This window comes from Phocaeicola sp. ICN-14070, assembly GCF_037892625.1.
Classification (GTDB): Bacteria; Bacteroidota; Bacteroidia; order Bacteroidales; family Bacteroidaceae; genus Phocaeicola; species Phocaeicola plebeius.
In genome coordinates, this window is sequence record NZ_JBBKBF010000004.1 from 47,583 (window position 1) to 65,440 (window position 17,858).

At 46.3% G+C, this 17,858-nt stretch carries 9 protein-coding genes; 1 reads left to right on the top strand and 8 read right to left on the bottom strand.

What is annotated here, in order from left to right:
• Positions 1-5: 5 nt before the first annotated feature.
• The 8 genes from WKT20_RS02085 to WKT20_RS02120 all read right to left on the bottom strand — a co-directional run bounded on the left by WKT20_RS02085 (position 6) and on the right by WKT20_RS02120 (position 16,034).
• A complete protein-coding gene (locus WKT20_RS02085) occupies positions 6-2,498 on the bottom strand; it encodes a glycoside hydrolase family 2 TIM barrel-domain containing protein (protein ID WP_340416742.1) in 2,493 nt (830 codons plus the stop codon).
• A gap of 82 nt (positions 2,499-2,580) precedes the next feature.
• Positions 2,581-3,678 (bottom strand): glycoside hydrolase family 53 protein, encoded by a 1,098-nt coding sequence (locus WKT20_RS02090; RefSeq protein WP_117670123.1) that lies wholly within the window; start codon positions 3,676-3,678, stop codon positions 2,581-2,583.
• A 14-nt stretch (positions 3,679-3,692) separates the two neighbouring features.
• Entirely contained in the window at positions 3,693-5,141 is a 1,449-nt protein-coding gene (locus WKT20_RS02095; RefSeq protein ID WP_340416743.1) for a DUF5114 domain-containing protein, read from the bottom strand.
• A gap of 18 nt (positions 5,142-5,159) precedes the next feature.
• Positions 5,160-6,731, bottom strand: a complete 1,572-nt coding sequence (locus WKT20_RS02100; RefSeq protein ID WP_340416744.1) for a RagB/SusD family nutrient uptake outer membrane protein — start codon at positions 6,729-6,731, stop codon at positions 5,160-5,162.
• A 21-nt stretch (positions 6,732-6,752) separates the two neighbouring features.
• Positions 6,753-9,725 carry a SusC/RagA family TonB-linked outer membrane protein gene (locus tag WKT20_RS02105; RefSeq protein ID WP_340416745.1) on the bottom strand — a complete coding sequence of 991 codons (2,973 nt, stop codon included), beginning with the start codon at positions 9,723-9,725 and terminating at the stop codon, positions 6,753-6,755.
• Between the two features lie 115 nt (positions 9,726-9,840).
• On the bottom strand, positions 9,841-13,677 hold the full coding sequence (locus WKT20_RS02110) for a hybrid sensor histidine kinase/response regulator transcription factor (protein WP_340416746.1): 3,837 nt from the start codon (positions 13,675-13,677) through the stop codon (positions 9,841-9,843).
• 348 nt (positions 13,678-14,025) lie between these two features.
• Positions 14,026-15,102 carry a butyrate kinase gene (gene buk / locus WKT20_RS02115; RefSeq protein WP_340416747.1) on the bottom strand — a complete coding sequence of 359 codons (1,077 nt, stop codon included), beginning with the start codon at positions 15,100-15,102 and terminating at the stop codon, positions 14,026-14,028.
• 11 nt (positions 15,103-15,113) lie between these two features.
• A complete protein-coding gene (locus tag WKT20_RS02120) occupies positions 15,114-16,034 on the bottom strand; it encodes a phosphate acyltransferase (protein ID WP_007559335.1) in 921 nt (306 codons plus the stop codon).
• Positions 16,035-16,234: 200 nt separating this feature from the next.
• On the opposite strand from WKT20_RS02120, the gene WKT20_RS02125 reads away from it, so the two are divergent.
• On the top strand, positions 16,235-17,848 hold the full coding sequence (locus WKT20_RS02125; protein WP_118243995.1) for a glycoside hydrolase family protein: 1,614 nt from the start codon (positions 16,235-16,237) through the stop codon (positions 17,846-17,848).
• Positions 17,849-17,858 lie beyond the last annotated feature (10 nt).

Below are 17,858 nucleotides of genomic sequence, written 5' to 3' on the forward strand. Positions count from 1 at the left end.
CCCAGTTATTTTACAGGTTTCACGTTAATCCGGATACTTCCGCTTTTTACGCCTTTAGCTGTAGCTTGCAGTTCCAATGTGCCGGCTTCTTCGCCCGCCTGGAGGATAACCGTCAACATTCCGTTAAAAACGTGCATCCGGGGCAGATGGAAAAGATCGAGGCAAGTGGGGTCGCTATTGGCTGAAGCACGGTAAGTTCCGGCTCCTTTTACCCTAAAGTTAACCAAGCGCCCGTCGGTAGGACAGAGATTGCCGTTTTTATCTACGATGCGCAAGGTTACATAAGCAAGCTCTTTTCCATCGGCATTTAGTGTATGGTGAGGGGTGGAAAGTTCTATATGATGCGGCTTTCCGGCAGTACGGACTGTCTGTTCTGCCACCGCTTTTCCTGCTTCGTCATAAGCCACTACTCTTACTTCGCCCGGCTCGTAAACCACGTCTGTCCACATCAGGCGGTAGCGGCGTTGCAGCCAGAGCGAATCTTTTCCCTGTAATGCCCTGCTTTCCTCGACCGTAAGTTTGCACTGCCTGCCATAACTTTTTCCGTTGACAAAAAGTTCGGCTTCGGGATAGCTGGTATAAACAAACACAGGCGTATTTTTTCCTTCTCTCCCATGCCAAGTCCAGTGGGGCAATATATATAATGTAGGCGACTGTTTATTCCAGATGCTACGATATAAGTAATAACGATCTTTAGGCAAGCTTGCCAAATCAATGATACCGAACAGTGAGCTGTGACTGGGCCAAGCATCAGTATCGTAAGGCGAGGGTTCGCCCAGATAATCGAAGCCGGTCCATACGAACTGCCCGATTGTCCACGGATAATCATCAGCTAATGCAAAATCTTCATCGGGTACATTACTCCATGAACAATATTCCAAATCATATCCGGTAGACTGGTGGTCGTCATACATCGCTGTGTGGCGTTTAACGACCGGGAACTTATATACTCCACGCGAGCTGACCGTAGAAGCGGTTTCTGAACCCAGCACGATATTTTGCGGCAGGCGGTTATATGCTTCCGTATAGAGGTGGGTACGATAATTGAAACCGGGAACATCCAACAAGGCAGCAAATCCATTGTCTAACACACTCAAAACCTGATCCATGCCGCAAGTGACAGGACGTGTAGGATCTTCTCGATGGCAAATTTCCTGTAAGAATGCAGCAACTTTGCAACCTTCTGGTTTCCATTGGGTAGGAACCTCGTTGCCGATGCTCCACATCACCACGCTGGGATTGTTGCGGTAATGGCGAACCATGTTTACAATGTCTTTTTCCGCCCATTCATTGAAAAAGCGGTGGTATCCGTTCTCACACTTGGCTATATCCCATTCATCGAACGATTCAACCATCAGCATGATACCCATCTCGTCGCAAAGTTCCACCAGCTCAGGGGCAGGCATGGTATGTCCGGTACGGATGGCATCACATCCCATGTCTTTCAGTAAAACCAGCTGATGGCGCAAGGCAGATACATTGATAGCCGCTCCCAACGGCCCTAAATCGTGATGATTGCATACTCCTTGAAATTTGCGGTGCTTGCCGTTCAGAAAAAATCCTTTGTCGGCTACAAACTCCAGACTGCGAATGCCGAAACGGGTGGTATATTCATCAACAAGCCGGTTGTCTGCATAGACTTTAGAAACGGCTTTGTACAATGAAGGACTTTCGGGCGACCACAACATCGGGGAATTTACCAGAAAGTTTTGTTCGAAAGACATTCCGTTAGTGATTTTGCGCGTATTGTCTTTGGCGGCAACTATCTTTCCTTCGGGCGAAACAATCTCGGTTACGATACGGACATCTTTATTGTCGGCATTTGCTACCGTTGTAAGTAATTTTACCGAAGCATAATCAACACTTACGTGTGGGGTAGTCAGTTTCGTACCCCAAACGGGTACGTGTATGTCGTCTGTAGCAATGACATGCACATTCCGGTAAAGTCCGGCTCCGGGATACCAGCGCGAAGACTGCGGACGGTTTTCCAAGCGTACTGCCAGCGTGTTTGCTTGTCCATCTTTATTGACATACGGTGTTACATCAAAATAGAAAGAATTATATCCCCAGGGCCAAAAGCCTATTTCTTTTCCATTTACGTAGATACGGGCTTCGCTCATCGCGCCGTCGAACATCAGCGTAATCTGTTTGCCGGCAGGTGCATGGAAAGTAGTACGATACCAGCCTACACCCACGTATGGCAATCCGCCCGTCCGTCCGGTTTTCACCGAAGCCTCCGTTTCAAAATTCTGGGTAACAGCTACGTTCTGTAAATCATGGCTGCGGTCGAACGGACCAAAGATAGCCCAGTCGTGAGGAATCGTAACAGCCTCCCACTCCGAATCATCAAATCCGGGAGTCTCGGCCCCTTTCACGTCTCCTTTTGTGAACCGCCATCCTTTTTCTAACAGCTGCTCGCTGCGTTGTGCCCATACAGAGCCCGACGTGATAACACATACAAAGAAGAAGATGAGTTTAAATAGGTTTGTATGTTTCATATTGTTGGTTTTTGAATAGTTAGATTTGAATAATCTATTCAGGAGGGAAGTCTTTTCACTACTCCCCTCCTGATAACAAATTTTAGTTACGAGCGAAAGCATTCAGTGAGGCAGTAGGTTTTCCGCTGTCATCAAATAAGCCCTTTTGGTATCCGTTCCATCCTCCATAACATTCCGGTTCCCAAACAAATACCCCCAAGCATCCCTCTACCTGTTTAGCTTTGGTCATGAAATCGGAATAAAAGGCTTCAGCTTGTTCGTAGTTCCACGGGATACCTATCTCGCAAACCATGATTTGGGTATGATACGTACTGATAAGCGATTGCATATTGGCAATGCAAGCATCGTTTTGTGCCTTCCATGTCTGCCCGTTTTCATCTACCGGACTCCATTCAGCCAGTCCATTGTTTTCATCAGGGTCTTCGCCCGGATAAAGCGACATTCCGATAATATCCCATTTCGCTCCGTTCCCTTGCAAGCCATTAAATATCCATGCATAATGCGTCAACTCGTTACCCCGGTCTAAATGAACAATAACCTGAGCTTCAGGATAAACCGTTTTTACAGCATCGTAACCCGAATTGACCAATGCCGCAAAGTTTGCCATATCCGTGCTTGCCTTGCCTTCGTCAAACAACATGCCGTTGCTGGTTTCGTTTCCTACTTGTACCCATTCCACGTCGATACCTTGATTTTTAAGCGTAGTCAATACTTCAGTCGTATGGTTGGCGACAGCCTGACGCAGTTCATCAAACGAATAATCCTCCCAAGCCGCCGGTTTGGTTTGATTTCCCGGATCCGCCCATGTATCGCTGTAATGAAAATCAATCATCAGCCGGTATCCCAAGTTATGTGCCCGCCATGCTTTGGCAACTACGTCGGCTTGGTTACACCAGCCGTCGACAGGATTCACCCACACACGTAAACGGATAGCATTCATCCCAAGTTCGCGGAGCAGAGACATACATTCCCGTTCTTTTCCGTCGGCATCATAAAACTTCCTTCCGTTAGCTTCCATTTCGGTCAGCCAGCTTACATCGGCACCGCGGGCAAATCCCGTCATATCGTATGTCTCTTCCGGAATTTCGGGGAATACCGGTTTATCATCGTCGTTGCAGGAAGTGATGGCAACCCCCGCCAATAGGAGTAAGCCCATCCACCAGTTTTTTATCTTTTTCATGGTTGTTTCGTTTTTTAATTTGCTGTGTAATTCCAAGTCATGTTAGTAAGGTCAACGGTAAGGGTAACCGCTCCGGTTCCGTCGAACCATATATTCCATTTGTCGTCTTGTGAAGACAGTTGCGAGTTTTCATCCGGGTCGCATCCATACCATACCGAGTTCGTCCGGTCTACGATGTTGATTTGGTCTCTTACTTCTCCGGAATAAGTGCCTGTGTACACACCGCTTTCGCTGCCGGTAGGGTAGAGTGTAGTCAAGATGACTTCGGAACCGGTGGAATAAGAAACCACGTCGAGCGATTCGGGAAGCGTGACGGGAGTCTCTTCACCGGAGTCTCCTCCGCCCGGCAGTTCGGCTGCTCCTGCCTCTACGCTGACCGTGCAGTTTATCGGATCATACAGATTCAGTCGGACGGTACATTCTCCTGCCTGCGGCACATCAACCGTAATGTTTCCGGCAGTTTCGGCTAAAGCGACATGCTCTCCATCGGCGGCAAACGCAATGCCGGTGGCTGTGCCCGAGCCGTCTCCGGTTTCCACATTATACAGTTCTCCCTGCCCGTTGATGGTTATCGTGCGGCTTCCGGCAGCGTCGGCAGTAAATGTGGCAACCCATTGGTTTGTGGCTTGGTCTAACGTAAGGTCGATGCTTTCGCTTGTCAGTCCGCTGACAGAGAGCGAACTGATATGAAGCGCACTCCATTCTGCCGCTTGCGTATTGACGATAACATAGTAACATCCAGCTGTTCCAGGAAACCACATATTCTGGAGCGAGTTGTTCGGGTCGTCTGTAAGATGGAATGCCCCTTCGCTTCCTGATGTTCCCCATATCGAGCCGTCTCCTTCTTTAAGAAGGATATGATACCATGCTTCAGGTATAGAGATAAATCCGCTGTATATACCGTCGGCATCCGGTGAGTAAAAAGTAACACCTGTTTCACCCAAATTCTCCGTCTGATCATTTGACAGGATGACAGTACCGGTGTTCATATCCATTTTGTATGGTGTGACATCGATACTTACCACATTGCTGTATACCGGAGGAATATTTGTTCCGGTAGTTCCTGCCAGACGGAAATAAATCTTATTATTCCGTCCCGTAACAGCTCCAATCTCGCTTGCTAATGAGTTCAGTTCCAGCCCTGTGAATGCGATGGAAAGTGAAGTCGTTGCAGTCTTGCTGACGGTGGTAGAAAAATCCTCCGACAGCGATGCTTCCACATAGGTTGTAACGGTGACAGTTGTTCCTACCGCAGGGTCACTTATCTGAATCGTGCGGTCTGTCCACGCCAGTGAAACCACTATCTCTTGAGCCAAGTCAGCATTCAGTTCAACCCTGTCGGTGGTAGCCATTAAGTTATTGCTTTCCAGGCTCTGCAAATATATTTTGTCGCCATCTTTCTCGCAAGCCGAAAAAGCAAGCAATGCGAACAATACAGCAAACAGGCTTTTTATCGTTTTCATAACAAAAGAGTTTAAGTATTAATAGTTCTCATTATATAAATTCGGATTGGCAGTCAGTTCGGTAGACGGAATAGGATAAATGTTATATTTGCTGTCTACCCCTGTTCCTGCCAGTGTTCCTCCTTTCCACTCCCATACGTATGTATTAGAAGTAAAACGGTTAAAGCGAATCAAGTCAGTACGCCGTGTGCCTTCCCAATACAGTTCGCGCAAGCGTTCGGCAAGGAAAAAGATACAATTGTCATTGGTCATGGCAGCCCAGTTCGGAATCGGTTCAGCTCCCACACGGTCCCTCAGTTCGTTTACATACTTGTAAGCCTGATCCATGCTGCCTCCTTGCCCGCCCCGTGCCGTAGCTTCGGCATACATCAAGTAAACATCTGCCAGACGGAATAACGGGAAGTCCGTATTCACACCCGATTGTGCCGTATTGGATGCCGTTTCTCCCGCATCGGTTATGTTTGACCATTTAGTTACCACATAACCTTCCTTCTCGTTAGTCATGTCTGTAATATTGAGGGTTTGCCCTTCGGTGATAAACATACCTCTGGGGTCATTATTGAATTGGGCAGAGGCAGCACCGCGCATTCTCATAGACCCCCATCCGCTGGCTACTCCGACTGAGTTTTGTGCCATGCCGGCAGGTACCGCCGCACATACCACATACGTGGAAGCTCCCCATGAAACAGTAGTGGTAGCATCAACAGGAAGTGTAAAAATAATTTCGTTGGTACGTTTATCGTTATCAGCATTAAACAGCTTGGCATAATCCTGTTCCAGCGTATAGCCTTGTTCGATGGCATGGTTACAAGCAGTGATACATTCAGTATAGCGAGCCTCGCCGATATAGGTTTCAGCGTTCAGATACATTCTTGCCAGCAGCGTGTAAGCGGCTCCTTTCGAAGCACGTCCGTAAGGGCATTCGTCGCGGTTCAGCAATCCGTTCTCTGTTCCTGTAATTTCATTTAATTCCGTCTCAATAAAATCGAAAATCTGTTGGGCTGTATAGCGTGGGGGAATGTAACTGCCCACAGGGTCGTTTTCAGAGACAAATGGAATATCATGGAAAAAGTCGAGTGCGTGGTAATAAAACAGTGCGCGGAGGAAACGGGCTTCCGCACGATATGTACGCAGGGTAGACTGTGTTTGTCCGTCGAATGCAGCGATTGCATCGTCTGTAGTATGACGGAGAAACTCATTACAAAGCGCAATGTTATAATAGATACGATAGTACATATCCGAAACCCATACATCGGTAGCATCCCAAGAGAGGTTGCTGATGTCGCTCAGCGTTTCACCGGATAACCATGTATAGGCCACTTCATCGGTACCGACTTCTTGCAGGTTAAAATAACAGCGCATGTAATCGAATCCTTTGTTGCTTGAGAGGTCTTGACTGCCGTTCTGTTCCTGGCCGGTAGTGACCATTGCCGTATATAATTTTGCTAATACCTGATAATAACTTTCTGCACTGTTATAAATATTTTCGGAAGTGATTTCCGTATGCGGGAACTGATCCAAATCTCCTACGCAGGAAGGAGTAAGAAAACATCCGCAGCAAATCATTGCTGTATATAATATTCGTTTCATAGCTTGGTACTGGATTGAAGATTAAAAATTAAGTCCGATATTCAAAGAATAAGTACGCGGACGCGGATAAAACGTATTGTCCACACCATTAGGTACTTCCGGGTCTACGCCACTGTATCTGGTGATACAAAATACGTTTTGAACCATCGCACTGATATTGAGGTTGCATCCCTTGAAGATTTCTCCGAAGTTATAACCCAATGTAAGATTGTCCATCTTTAAGAAAGAAGCATTTTCAACGTAATGGTCGGATAAATGCTGGCGGGTCTGGAATCCGGTTTCCAGATAGCTGGTTGAAAGATTGTTCAGCTGATAAGCATTGTAGCTCATTGTTTCAAAGGCTCCGGTAGTCATAGCCATGCCATTGTAAACATAGTTACCGATATTGGCACGGAAACTCATGCCCAGGTTCCATCGTTTCCATTGTAGTGAAGTACTTAATCCCATGATAAAATCCGGGGCAGGCGAATGGTAGCGGTATAAGTCGCCTTCGTTGATAGTACCGTCATTGTTTAAATCGGCATAAACACCTTCAATAGGCTTTCCGGTTTTTTCATCGTACAGCTGCTTATATACATAAAACATATAGGGTTCATATCCTTCGGAAAGGGTTTGCACATATTGTCCGTCTACCGCCGGCCCTACTTGTGTGTTGGTAGCTTGTCCTCCTTCCACAATCGACAAATTCTTAACCTTCATTTTCTGCCAAGTCATATTAAAGCTGACATCCCATGTTAAATCTTTGGTTTGAACCGGTGTAGCGTTTAAAGACAATTCAATACCTTGGCTGTCTACGTTACCGACATTGGTTGTGATGTTGCGGTCGAACGTAGAACCTGCGGCGGCAGGAACCGTGGCAATCAAATCTTTTGTTTTCCGGGTATAATAATCCAAGCTACCCGTGATGCGGTCTTTCAAGAAACCAAAGTCGAATCCAAAGTTCCACGAGGTAGTTGTTTCCCATTTCAAGTCTGATACGTATGCTTCCGGGCGGTATGTATAAATAGGAGTACCTCCTACGATACCTTGTGCCCCATCTTGGCTGATGATATAAACAGGCAGGTAATTATAATTGCCAATACCGTCTTGCTGGCCAGTGACTCCATAACTTGCACGCAGTTTCAGGTTACTTAATACTTGTTGGTCTTTCATAAACGATTCTTCCGTAACTCTCCATCCTAAAGCAACAGAAGGGAATGTACCCCAGCGCTGCGATTGTGCAAAGCGGGAGGTGGCATCACGGCGAACAGTAGCCGTCAGCATATAGCGCGAACCGTAAGAATAATTCAGACGTCCGTAGTACGAAAGCAACACATGACGTTGGTCGGATGTCCTGTATTGAGTTTGTATTTCTCCGGCGGCATTCATTTGTGTAGTAGCCGGAGTGGCGGATTTCCAATATTGGTAATCATATCCTACGGTTGCATCGAAACTGCTGTTGAGGGTATCAACAAACTTATTGTAGTTAGCATACAGGGTCAGCAGCCTGTTCTCGTTTTTCTGCGGTCCATACGGATAATAATATCCCCCGGTAGTATAATATTGAGCAGCTTCGGGCGATACGTATTCCGAGCCTTTTCCTTCGGCATAGTCGTATCCCAATGTGGCATGGAGTTTCAAGTCAGGGAAGAAATGCAAACGGTAGTCAACATCGAAGTTACCGATAAAACGGACTACCTTGCTATGAGCATCGCGTTGTTCCAGTAAACCAACCGGATTCCTTACTCCGCCCGTCACCGGACTCCCATCGCCCGTAATGGCTTCTGTAAAGCCTCCAAATGCGTCAGTCCCAGAATAAACAGGTATAGTGGGATTCATGGTAGAAGCTCCCCAGATGGCCGAAGTGTTGGCAAACTGGTTCTTATTGAGCGAACCTTTGGCATTGATAGTCAATTTCAGATGGTCATCAAAAAAAGACGGAGACAACGAAAGGCTACCGGTAAAGCGTTCGGCATTGTCTGTTTTAAGCAAACCATCCTGGTTATAATAACCTACCGATACGCGGATTGGCCAGTTCGGGGCGATACGTCCTGCCAAACTCAGGTTGTTATCTGTTCCGAAAGCGTTATGATAAACCTGGTCGTTCCAGTCGGTGTTTGCCGTTCCCAATAAAGCTTGCTGGGCAGCACTTCCTTGCGTTTTTACTACGTTTACAAACTGGTCATAGCTCAGCATGTCTGCCATTCTTGTGCGGGTCTGAATGGAATTGGTTGTACTGAACGTTACTTTCAACTTGTCGGAATTCCCTTTTTTAGTAGTGATGATGATAACACCATTTGAAGCACGTGAGCCATAGATTGCCGTAGAAGAAGCATCTTTCAGAATGGTCATGCTTTCAATGTCATTCGGATTAATCAGACTGAGGAAGTTTCCATCGTTTCCGCTGATACCTCCTTGTTCCAATGGCACACCATCCAGCACGATAAGCGGGTCGTTGCTGGCGTTCAGCGAAGCACCTCCACGTACACGGATGGTACTACCTGCCGTAGGCGAACCACTGTTCGACATAATCTGTACACCGGAGATTTTCCCATTGATAAGCTGCTCCGGCGAGCTGACCAGTCCCGTATTGAAATCTTCGCTCGACACGTTGGTAACCGAGCCGGTCAAATCGCTTTTACGCAGTGTACCGTAACCGATGACTACCACGTCGCTCAGCATTTCTGTATCCGATTTCAGTCGAATGTTTAATACGTTGGCAGACACATTTACTGTTTGAGAAGCGTATCCGATGTACGAAAATTGAAGTTGCTTGCTTCCTGCCGGAAGTTCTACTGAGTAGTTTCCATCGAAATCGGTGATAGTCCCGGTTGTGGTACCTACTACCAATACACTGACTCCGATAAGAGGTTCTTGATTTTCATCATCGATGACTTGTCCGGTAATGATTCTTTTTCCGCTTTGTTGCGCGGAAAGTGTGATTGTGTTTCCGCCTCCTGTTATTATCAGAAAGAACAGGAACACTTTCAGCAGATTAAAAATGTTGTTTTTCATGTTACGTATTATGGTTTTTTGTTCGTGGCAAAGGTAGAATACAACCTGCTACTTCAAAGAAACATATCGGACATATAACAAAAGAAATCGGACAACTGTTGTAAAACAGCTTTTTTCAGTCTTCTGAAGCGTATTGTTTGGGGGTTTTACCAAATACTCCCTGAAAACATTTCGAGAAATAAGACGCATTAGAATAACCTACCATGTACATGATCTCCGATACGGTAAATTTCCGCTGCTGTAACAGCATTGCGGCTTTCTTCATTCGGATGGATTTGATATATTCCACCGGAGACATGCCCGTGAGCTGTTTTACTTTCCGGTAGATTTGTTTGCTTCCTACACCGGAAAGATTGCAAAGCGCATTGACATTCAAGTCGGAGTCAGATATATGGTCCTCGATAAGCTGGGTTATAGCTGTCAAAAACTTTTCGTCCTGCGAGGCTATTTCTTCAATTGGCTTAGGGGAAGAAATCTTTTCCATCCGTGCCTTCGTTTCGTAGGCAACCCTGTTATGCAACAGCTGGGAAACTTTGAAGTAAAGAATCTCAGCATCGAAAGGTTTGGCGATGAAAGCATCTATCTGCGACTGCAAGCTCTTGCGTTCTGTTTGTTTATCATCTTTTGCGGTCAGCATGATGATAGGAATCACGGCAGTAGTCAGGTTTTTCTTTAATATGCGACTCATTTCAATGCCGTCCATGACGGGCATCATCAAGTCGGAAATAATTAAGTCGGGTTGCTGGTTGTTTACAACCTCCAGCCCTTCTTTCCCATTGGCTGCGAATACACACCGGTAACCATCAGCCAGGATGGTTTGGATGACATTGCGCATTTCCGGATTGTCATCTACAATCAGAATCAACGGCTTGAGTTCGTGGCTATCTGCTTCTTCTCTGGTTTCCGGCTCCTGGGTTGAGGATACGGACAAGTTGAGCGATTCATCTACGGGAAAAGTCACGGTGAAAGTTGTTCCTTTTTGGATAGTTGATGCTACTTCAACTTTTCCGTGATGTAGTTCCGTATAAGTTTTTACCAGGTAAAGTCCGATTCCGGTGCCTTCGTATTGCTGTTTAGTGCGTGAAGACTGATAAAAACGCTGGAAGACATAAGGCAGCTCATTTTCGGCAATGCCTATTCCGGTGTCAGCGATACGGATGCTTACAGCCTGCAAATCTTCATGATATTCAATTACAATACTGATAGTGCCGCCCCGCGGCGTATATTTAGTTGCATTCGAAAGCAGGTTGTTTATTATTGACTTAAGTTTGATGACATCCATGTCCATAAACAAAGAATTGGTGTTGCAGGAAAGATTCCATTGATATTTTTCTTCCACATCCGCTTCTTTATAAACGGCATATATGTTCTTGACAAACGAAACCAGTTCGATACGCGACACGATAAGCATAGAGTCTTCTTTCCGGTCTATACGGTTAAATTCCAACAGCTTATGAATCATTTCATTCAGACTGACCGCATTTCGGTAAACCACTTCCAACATTGATTTTTGATGATAGTCTTTCACATCAATCAGTAATTTGCTTATCGGAGTGACAATCATGCTGATCGGGTTTTTCAGGTCGTGGGAAATATTTGATAAGAAATCTAATTTTTGCTGCGACTGTTCCATTATCTGGCGTTTTTCCATCTGTTCCAGTTTCAGACGGTTTTTTACCATGAAAAAGTTGATTATCCATCCGACCAATCCTCCGATAATAAGGAAATAAGCCATTTTTGCCCACAAAGTTTGATACCACGGCGGAAGAATGGTAACCGAAAGCATGGAAGCAGTTTTTTGTCTGTCCCCGGCATGCCGTATGAACAGGGTATATTTGCCGTGAGGAATATTGGTATAGGAAATGCGGTTAGAACGTTCGTCCACCTGATGCCAGTCCTTGTCCAATCCTTCTAATTTATATACAAAGTTACCTTTCTTTATATGGTCATACGAGTAATCAGAAAATTCGAACGACAGATTATTTTCTTTGTAACTTAATTCGATGTTTTGTGTGTACCGCACACTGCTGTCGGTAGTTATCTTTTGGTTGTTGGCTGTTATTGCAGTGATGTGGACAGGAAGATACTTTGCTGCTTTGCTAGCGGCCGAAGGAGTACACAGCCCGATACCATCATAACCTCCCCAAAATACACGCCGGTCAGTCTTATCGTAGCAGACGCATGTAAACATCTGGTCACCGACAGGGATGCGTGATACCGCATTGTTCTTTTTGTCAATTCCCCATAATCCTTTGGTTGTAGAAACCCAAATGCTGCTTTCAACTTCTGCCATGGAAAGAATATTACAATTCTTCTGGTTCAAATTGATTTCCGTGACTGTCTCCGTGACGGGATTGATACGCAACACTTTATTGTGGCATCCTGCCCAAAGATATCCTTCGCTGTCGCTCATCAGAAAATCGGTAGTGATTTCTTCATTTGTTCTTGGCAGGCGGAATGCGGTGAATTTCCCACTCTTCGGATTCAGTTTCTGAATCCCGTTATTATATAACATAATCCACACGTTGCCGCTACGGTCTTCTACCACTTGGTTGATAAACATACTTTTCAGTCCGTCTTGGGTCGTATAGTTCTTGTCGGCCACACAATAACCCGATGCGGAATGTAACAATTTATCTTTCCGGATAACAAAAAGTCCGCCCAGACAAGTGCTTATCCAGAAATTCCCGTCAAGGTCTTCAAACATATAGTAAGCCCAATTCGCGTTATACGAACGTGTCCGGTCGACGATTGTATATGGGATGAATTGGTGAGTCAATTCATCATACCTCTCTATGCCACCGTCTGTAGCAATCCATAAATTCCCTGTCCGGTCTTCATAAATATGGCGTATGCGGTTATGGGATAACGGATAATCTTTTTTGTTCATCTTATACCACCGTGTTTGCGGATTATTGTTTATCGAGCCGTGTTCTACGAATAATAATCCGTCCGTACCTCCCAGCCAGTAATTTCCTTTGCTGTCGCGGAAAATGGAGTGGAACAAATTTCCCTCGCTACTGTGCGTCAGTTGCCATACGGGTATGAATAAATAAGGATGAGTATTGCGGGCAAGGGATACGCCATTGTCCGTACCCAGCCAGATGTTAGCGTCTTTGTCGGAAAAGATACTCCATACGATATTGTTTGACAGTGAGTGACTGTTGCGTGAATCGTGGAACAGATGGCTATGTTTTCCGGTAGTGGGGTTATAAATGTATAGTCCGTTGTCTGTTCCTATCAGTAAATTTTTATCGACATCAAAGACCAGCGATTTCACCGAATTATCCTGAAAGAGAAGAATACTTTCTGCCCGTCCGTAGTGCAGGCAAATCAGTTCGCCTTCTGTTCCAATCCATAAACATTTGCGTTCTTCGTCTTCCAGCATGGTATTGGCAAAAAAATTCTTTTCGCGCCTGGCGGCGGGAATGCCGATGAGATAGAAATCATTGCCGGTCTCATCCAACCGGCATACCCCGTCATAAGTACCGATGTACAGTTCACCGTCAGATGTATGCAGCAGGGAGTAGACAGCGTCATGGGGGAGGTGGCTGTTACGGGGAGTAAACCCTTTCAGTTCGTGTGTATCAAGCGTATAGCGGTAAAGCCCGTTTAGCGTCCCTATCCAAAGGTTGTTTTTGTAGAAAGCAAGGCTGCGCACATCGCTTGGAAAAGATACTTCCGTAGTAACGTAGCGGTCGGTTTTGTAATTATATATCAATAACCCGTTGTCTGCTCCAAGAAAAATAGAGTCTCCCGCAGTGACACCGCAATAGATACGCACATTACTGTTTTTCCCGTATTCAAAGTGAGGTTGCAGGGTATATCCGTCATAACTGAGCAAACCGGCATTCGACCCCATCCAAATAAGCCCGCTTGGGTCTTGCAGGATGCAACTGATGGTAGAGGCATCGGTTTGCAAGGGGATACGGTCTAACTGAAGGTAAGACATTTGCTGCCCGTATAACCCTTTCATTGCCGACAAAAGCGTGTATAGAATGAAAAGGAAGCACTTTTTCATGTTACAAAAGAAAGATAATTAAGGTGAAACAGACACGAAAACAAAGATATGAATTCTTGCTGAATCCTGCAAAGGCAGATAAGCACAAACACATATTGCATGTAAAGTTTATCAGGAAAACAAAGACAAAAACACCTCGACACGAACGTGACGAGACATCGTCACGAACGTGTCAAGGTCTTCGCACGTACGTGATGAGAGGTCGACACGTACGTGTCGAGGTATTTTTAACGGGATTTTAACTGTTTCAGACTGTATATTCTCCCCTACAGAATGCGGCTATCCGGCATCTTCTTCCGGCGCATACTCCTGCAAAGTCAATTCTCCTCGCAACACGCCCAGGGCATTCATGGCCAAAGCTCCCATTTCATCTTCACCGGGAATGACCACAATCGGGGCAAGCCCTTCCAGCCATTCACGCAGCCCACGGATGCAATAGTCGTTGAAAGCGATGCCGCCTGTCAGAATCACGGCATCGGTCTGTCCGTGAAGGGAGACGTGCATGGCACCGACCTGCTTGGCTACCGTATAAAGCATGGCATCCAGCACCAGCTTGTGCTTTTCGGCTCCGGCATGTGCCCAACGGATAATACTCTGCACATCAGTAGTACCCAAATGAGCCACCAGGCCTCCCCGACCGTTTATCATCTTACGGATTTCGGCATAGGTATATTTCCCGCTGAAACACATATCTACCAACTGCCGGGCCGGCAACGTACCTGCCCGTTCGGGACTGAAAGGGCCTTCTCCGTTCAAGGCGTTGTTTACATCGACCACCTTCCCGTAGTGATGGGCACTGACTGAGATGCCGCCTCCCAGATGCGCCACAATCAGATTCAGCTCTTCGTATTTACGTCCGATGCGGGCTGCATAACTACGGGAAACAGCCCGACTGTTCAGTGCATGAAAAATGGAGATGCGCGGCAATTCCGGAATACCGGAGATACGGGCCAAATCGCGCAACTCATCAGTCACCACCGGATCGGCCAAATAAGAAGGACAACCGGCACAATGCGCAATCTCATCGGCAATCCAGGCCGCCAGATTCGATGCGTGTTCCATATCGGCATGCCATAAATCATGCTTGATTTGCTCGTTAATCTGATACACTCCACCAGGAGTAGGTTTCAACAAGCCTCCACGGGCAATCACGGCATCAAAGGCAAGCGGAATACCAGCCTTTTCCAGCGTATCATGCACACACTTGCGACGGTACTCATATTGTTCATTGATATGGTGAAAGTCGGCCAACTCCTTGGAAGGATGCGCAATGCTTTCACGCCAGATGGGATTCTCATTCTCGTAGACTGCCAGCTTCGTAGAAGTGGAGCCCGGGTTGATGACAAGTATTTTCATAAGGTCTAGTTTTATTCTTTTCGTGTCCCTGCCAGACATGCCAGCACCAGACTGTAGTATTTGGAGTTTCCGGAGTCACTCCGCGAAGGCACTACTACCGGTGCGATGGTACCCGTCAGCATACCTGCCATATTCGCATCGCCAAACAGAGACAGGGTTTTGTAAAACGTATTGCCCGATTCTATATTAGGGAAAATCAGAATATCTGCATTGCCTACCACCGGCGAGGAAAGTCCTTTTATCTCCCCGCTGTGTTTGTCGCAGGCGGTCTTGGCATCCATCGGCCCGTCGATAAAAACTTTTCCGAAACGGCCTTCCTGCGCTTCTTTTTTCAGTTCCACGTAGCTCAGAGTATGGGGAAATTTCTCGTTGATTTTCTCCGTGCAGTGTATCAGTGCCACCCGGGGCTCTTCGCATCCCAACGTGCGACACAAAGCCAGGTCGTTGGCGATCATTGAACGGTATTGCTCCAAAGTAGGACGAGGAATTACTGCCGCATCCGAGAAAAACAGCAGTTTATGATACAAAGGTACCTGCGCCACGGCCACATGGCTCAGCACCCCTCCTTCGGGTAACAGTCCCTCTCCTTTTTTCAGGACTGCACGCAGCAGGTTGTCGGTGTTGATAAGTCCCTTCATCAGGACTTCCGCCTCACCCGTACGTACCAGTTGCACAGCCAGCGCAGCCGCTTCATCCGGTGTTCCAGCTTCGTAAATGCGTACAAAGTCGGGAGAAGCCGCCCGCAAGTCGAGCGCTTCTTTCAAGTGAGCAGAATCTGTGACCAGCAGATATTCAGCAATCTCCTCTCTCAAGCTACGGATAATGACATATTCCGTGTGCGGATCGTTCGGGCAGACCACCGCCACTTTCCGTCGTATACCGCGCGAACGCAGGCAGTTGACCATCTGAGAAAGGGTTCGAATCAGTTCCATATCATTAGATTTTAAACAAATATGAGAAAATAATTTGAATAAATATCTATTTGAGATGCTAATTAATGCTATAGAGCCGGAGGAGGAAAAATCCTCCCAACGTCAATTTGTCGATAAAATCCTACGAAGTACGTATTATATGCTACAATCGTACAAGGAGATATACCTACTTTTGCTGGGAATTATACATAATACTTACCATGAAAAATATATTCTGCTTTTTAACCTTATTGTTCAGTCTCTGTGCAAATGCACAAATCACAGAGCGTACATTACCTGCCGAATGGAAAAACCTTATCGATGGAGGACGGTTTAAAGACCGGTTCCTGCCTATGCCCGACGGGAAGTCCAGCGACAATGTGTGGGGAACCGACTCGGTACGTCTCCGATACGTTGACAACGGAATTGAAAATCCGGAACTTTCTTTTTGGGGAGGAAACATTCTTAAAGGCAAGGACAATAAATACCATCTCTTTGTCTGCGGATGGCCGGAAAACTCGCCCAAGGGCCACATGACATGGCCCAAATCGACCGTATTCCATACGACAAGTGAGCATTTAAACGGGCCTTATACTATCTGTGACACGATTGGGAAAGGACATAATCCGGAAGCATTTATACTAAAAGACGGACGCCCCGTGGTGTACGTAATCGACGGATATTACATTGCAGACAGCCTGAATGGGCCGTGGACGTACAGTCATTTCACCTTCGACAAGAGAAACAGAAAAATCATTGAGGGGCTGTCTAACCTGACCTTTGCCAGAAGAAGTGACGGTTCTTATCTGATGGTATGCCGCGGAGGAGGTGTGTGGATCAGTGAAAACGGTATCTCTCCCTATCAACAGGTCAGTGACAGAAGTGTGTATCCGGACGTGAACGGGGAATTTGAAGATCCGGTTATCTGGAAAGACAGCTTGCAATATCACCTTATCGTCAACGACTGGCTGGGAAGAATTGCCTACTACCAGCGCTCCATCGACGGTATCCACTGGATTACGGAGGAAGGCGAAGCTTACACTCCGGGAATAGCCGCTCACAAGGATGGTTACAAGGAAAACTGGTTTAAGTATGAGCGCATGAAAGTGTTTCAGGATGAATACGGACGCCCCATTCAGGCCAACTTTGCCGTTATCGATACCATCAAATGGGAAGACCATCCCAACGACCGGCACAGTTCAAAGAATATATGCATCCCTCTGAACAAAGGATTGCGCTTGTCTGTCCTGAACGAAGATACGATTACCGCCCAAACCAAGGAAATCAAGGTGCTGGTAAAAGCAGAGGAAGGGGTTGACTTCAAGGATTTCGACATGAAATCGCTGAGATTCGGAAGCTCCTCAGACGTAAATTACGGAAAGGGATGCAAGGCTGTCAAACGTATCGCTTCGGGCAAGGACCTGATTATCGTATTCGATGGCAGAAACAATACCATCAGAAAAGATGAATTTGCTCCCAAACTGCTCGGAAAGACGAAAAAAGGAGACTTGCTGTACGGATATGCCAGACTGCCTTACGTTAATTATCATCCGGCATGCCTGTCGGCGGCATATCCTATGGCGTATGACAAGCAATTGGAACTGGAAGTGAAGAATTTCGGTTTGTCCACCTCAGAAGAAACAGACCTGACCGTACTGGTCAATGGAGTAAAACTGGCAGAAGGACAAGTGAAAGTGCTTTCACCTTATGAAAGTGTAAAACTTAGCCTGCCTTGCATAAACGCAGCTAAGATTGACAACCAGACTTTATTTACGATTGTGTACAGCCAGCACGGTAAGGAAATCCGCAAAGAGACCATACAGAACTTCGACTGATAACACGTTA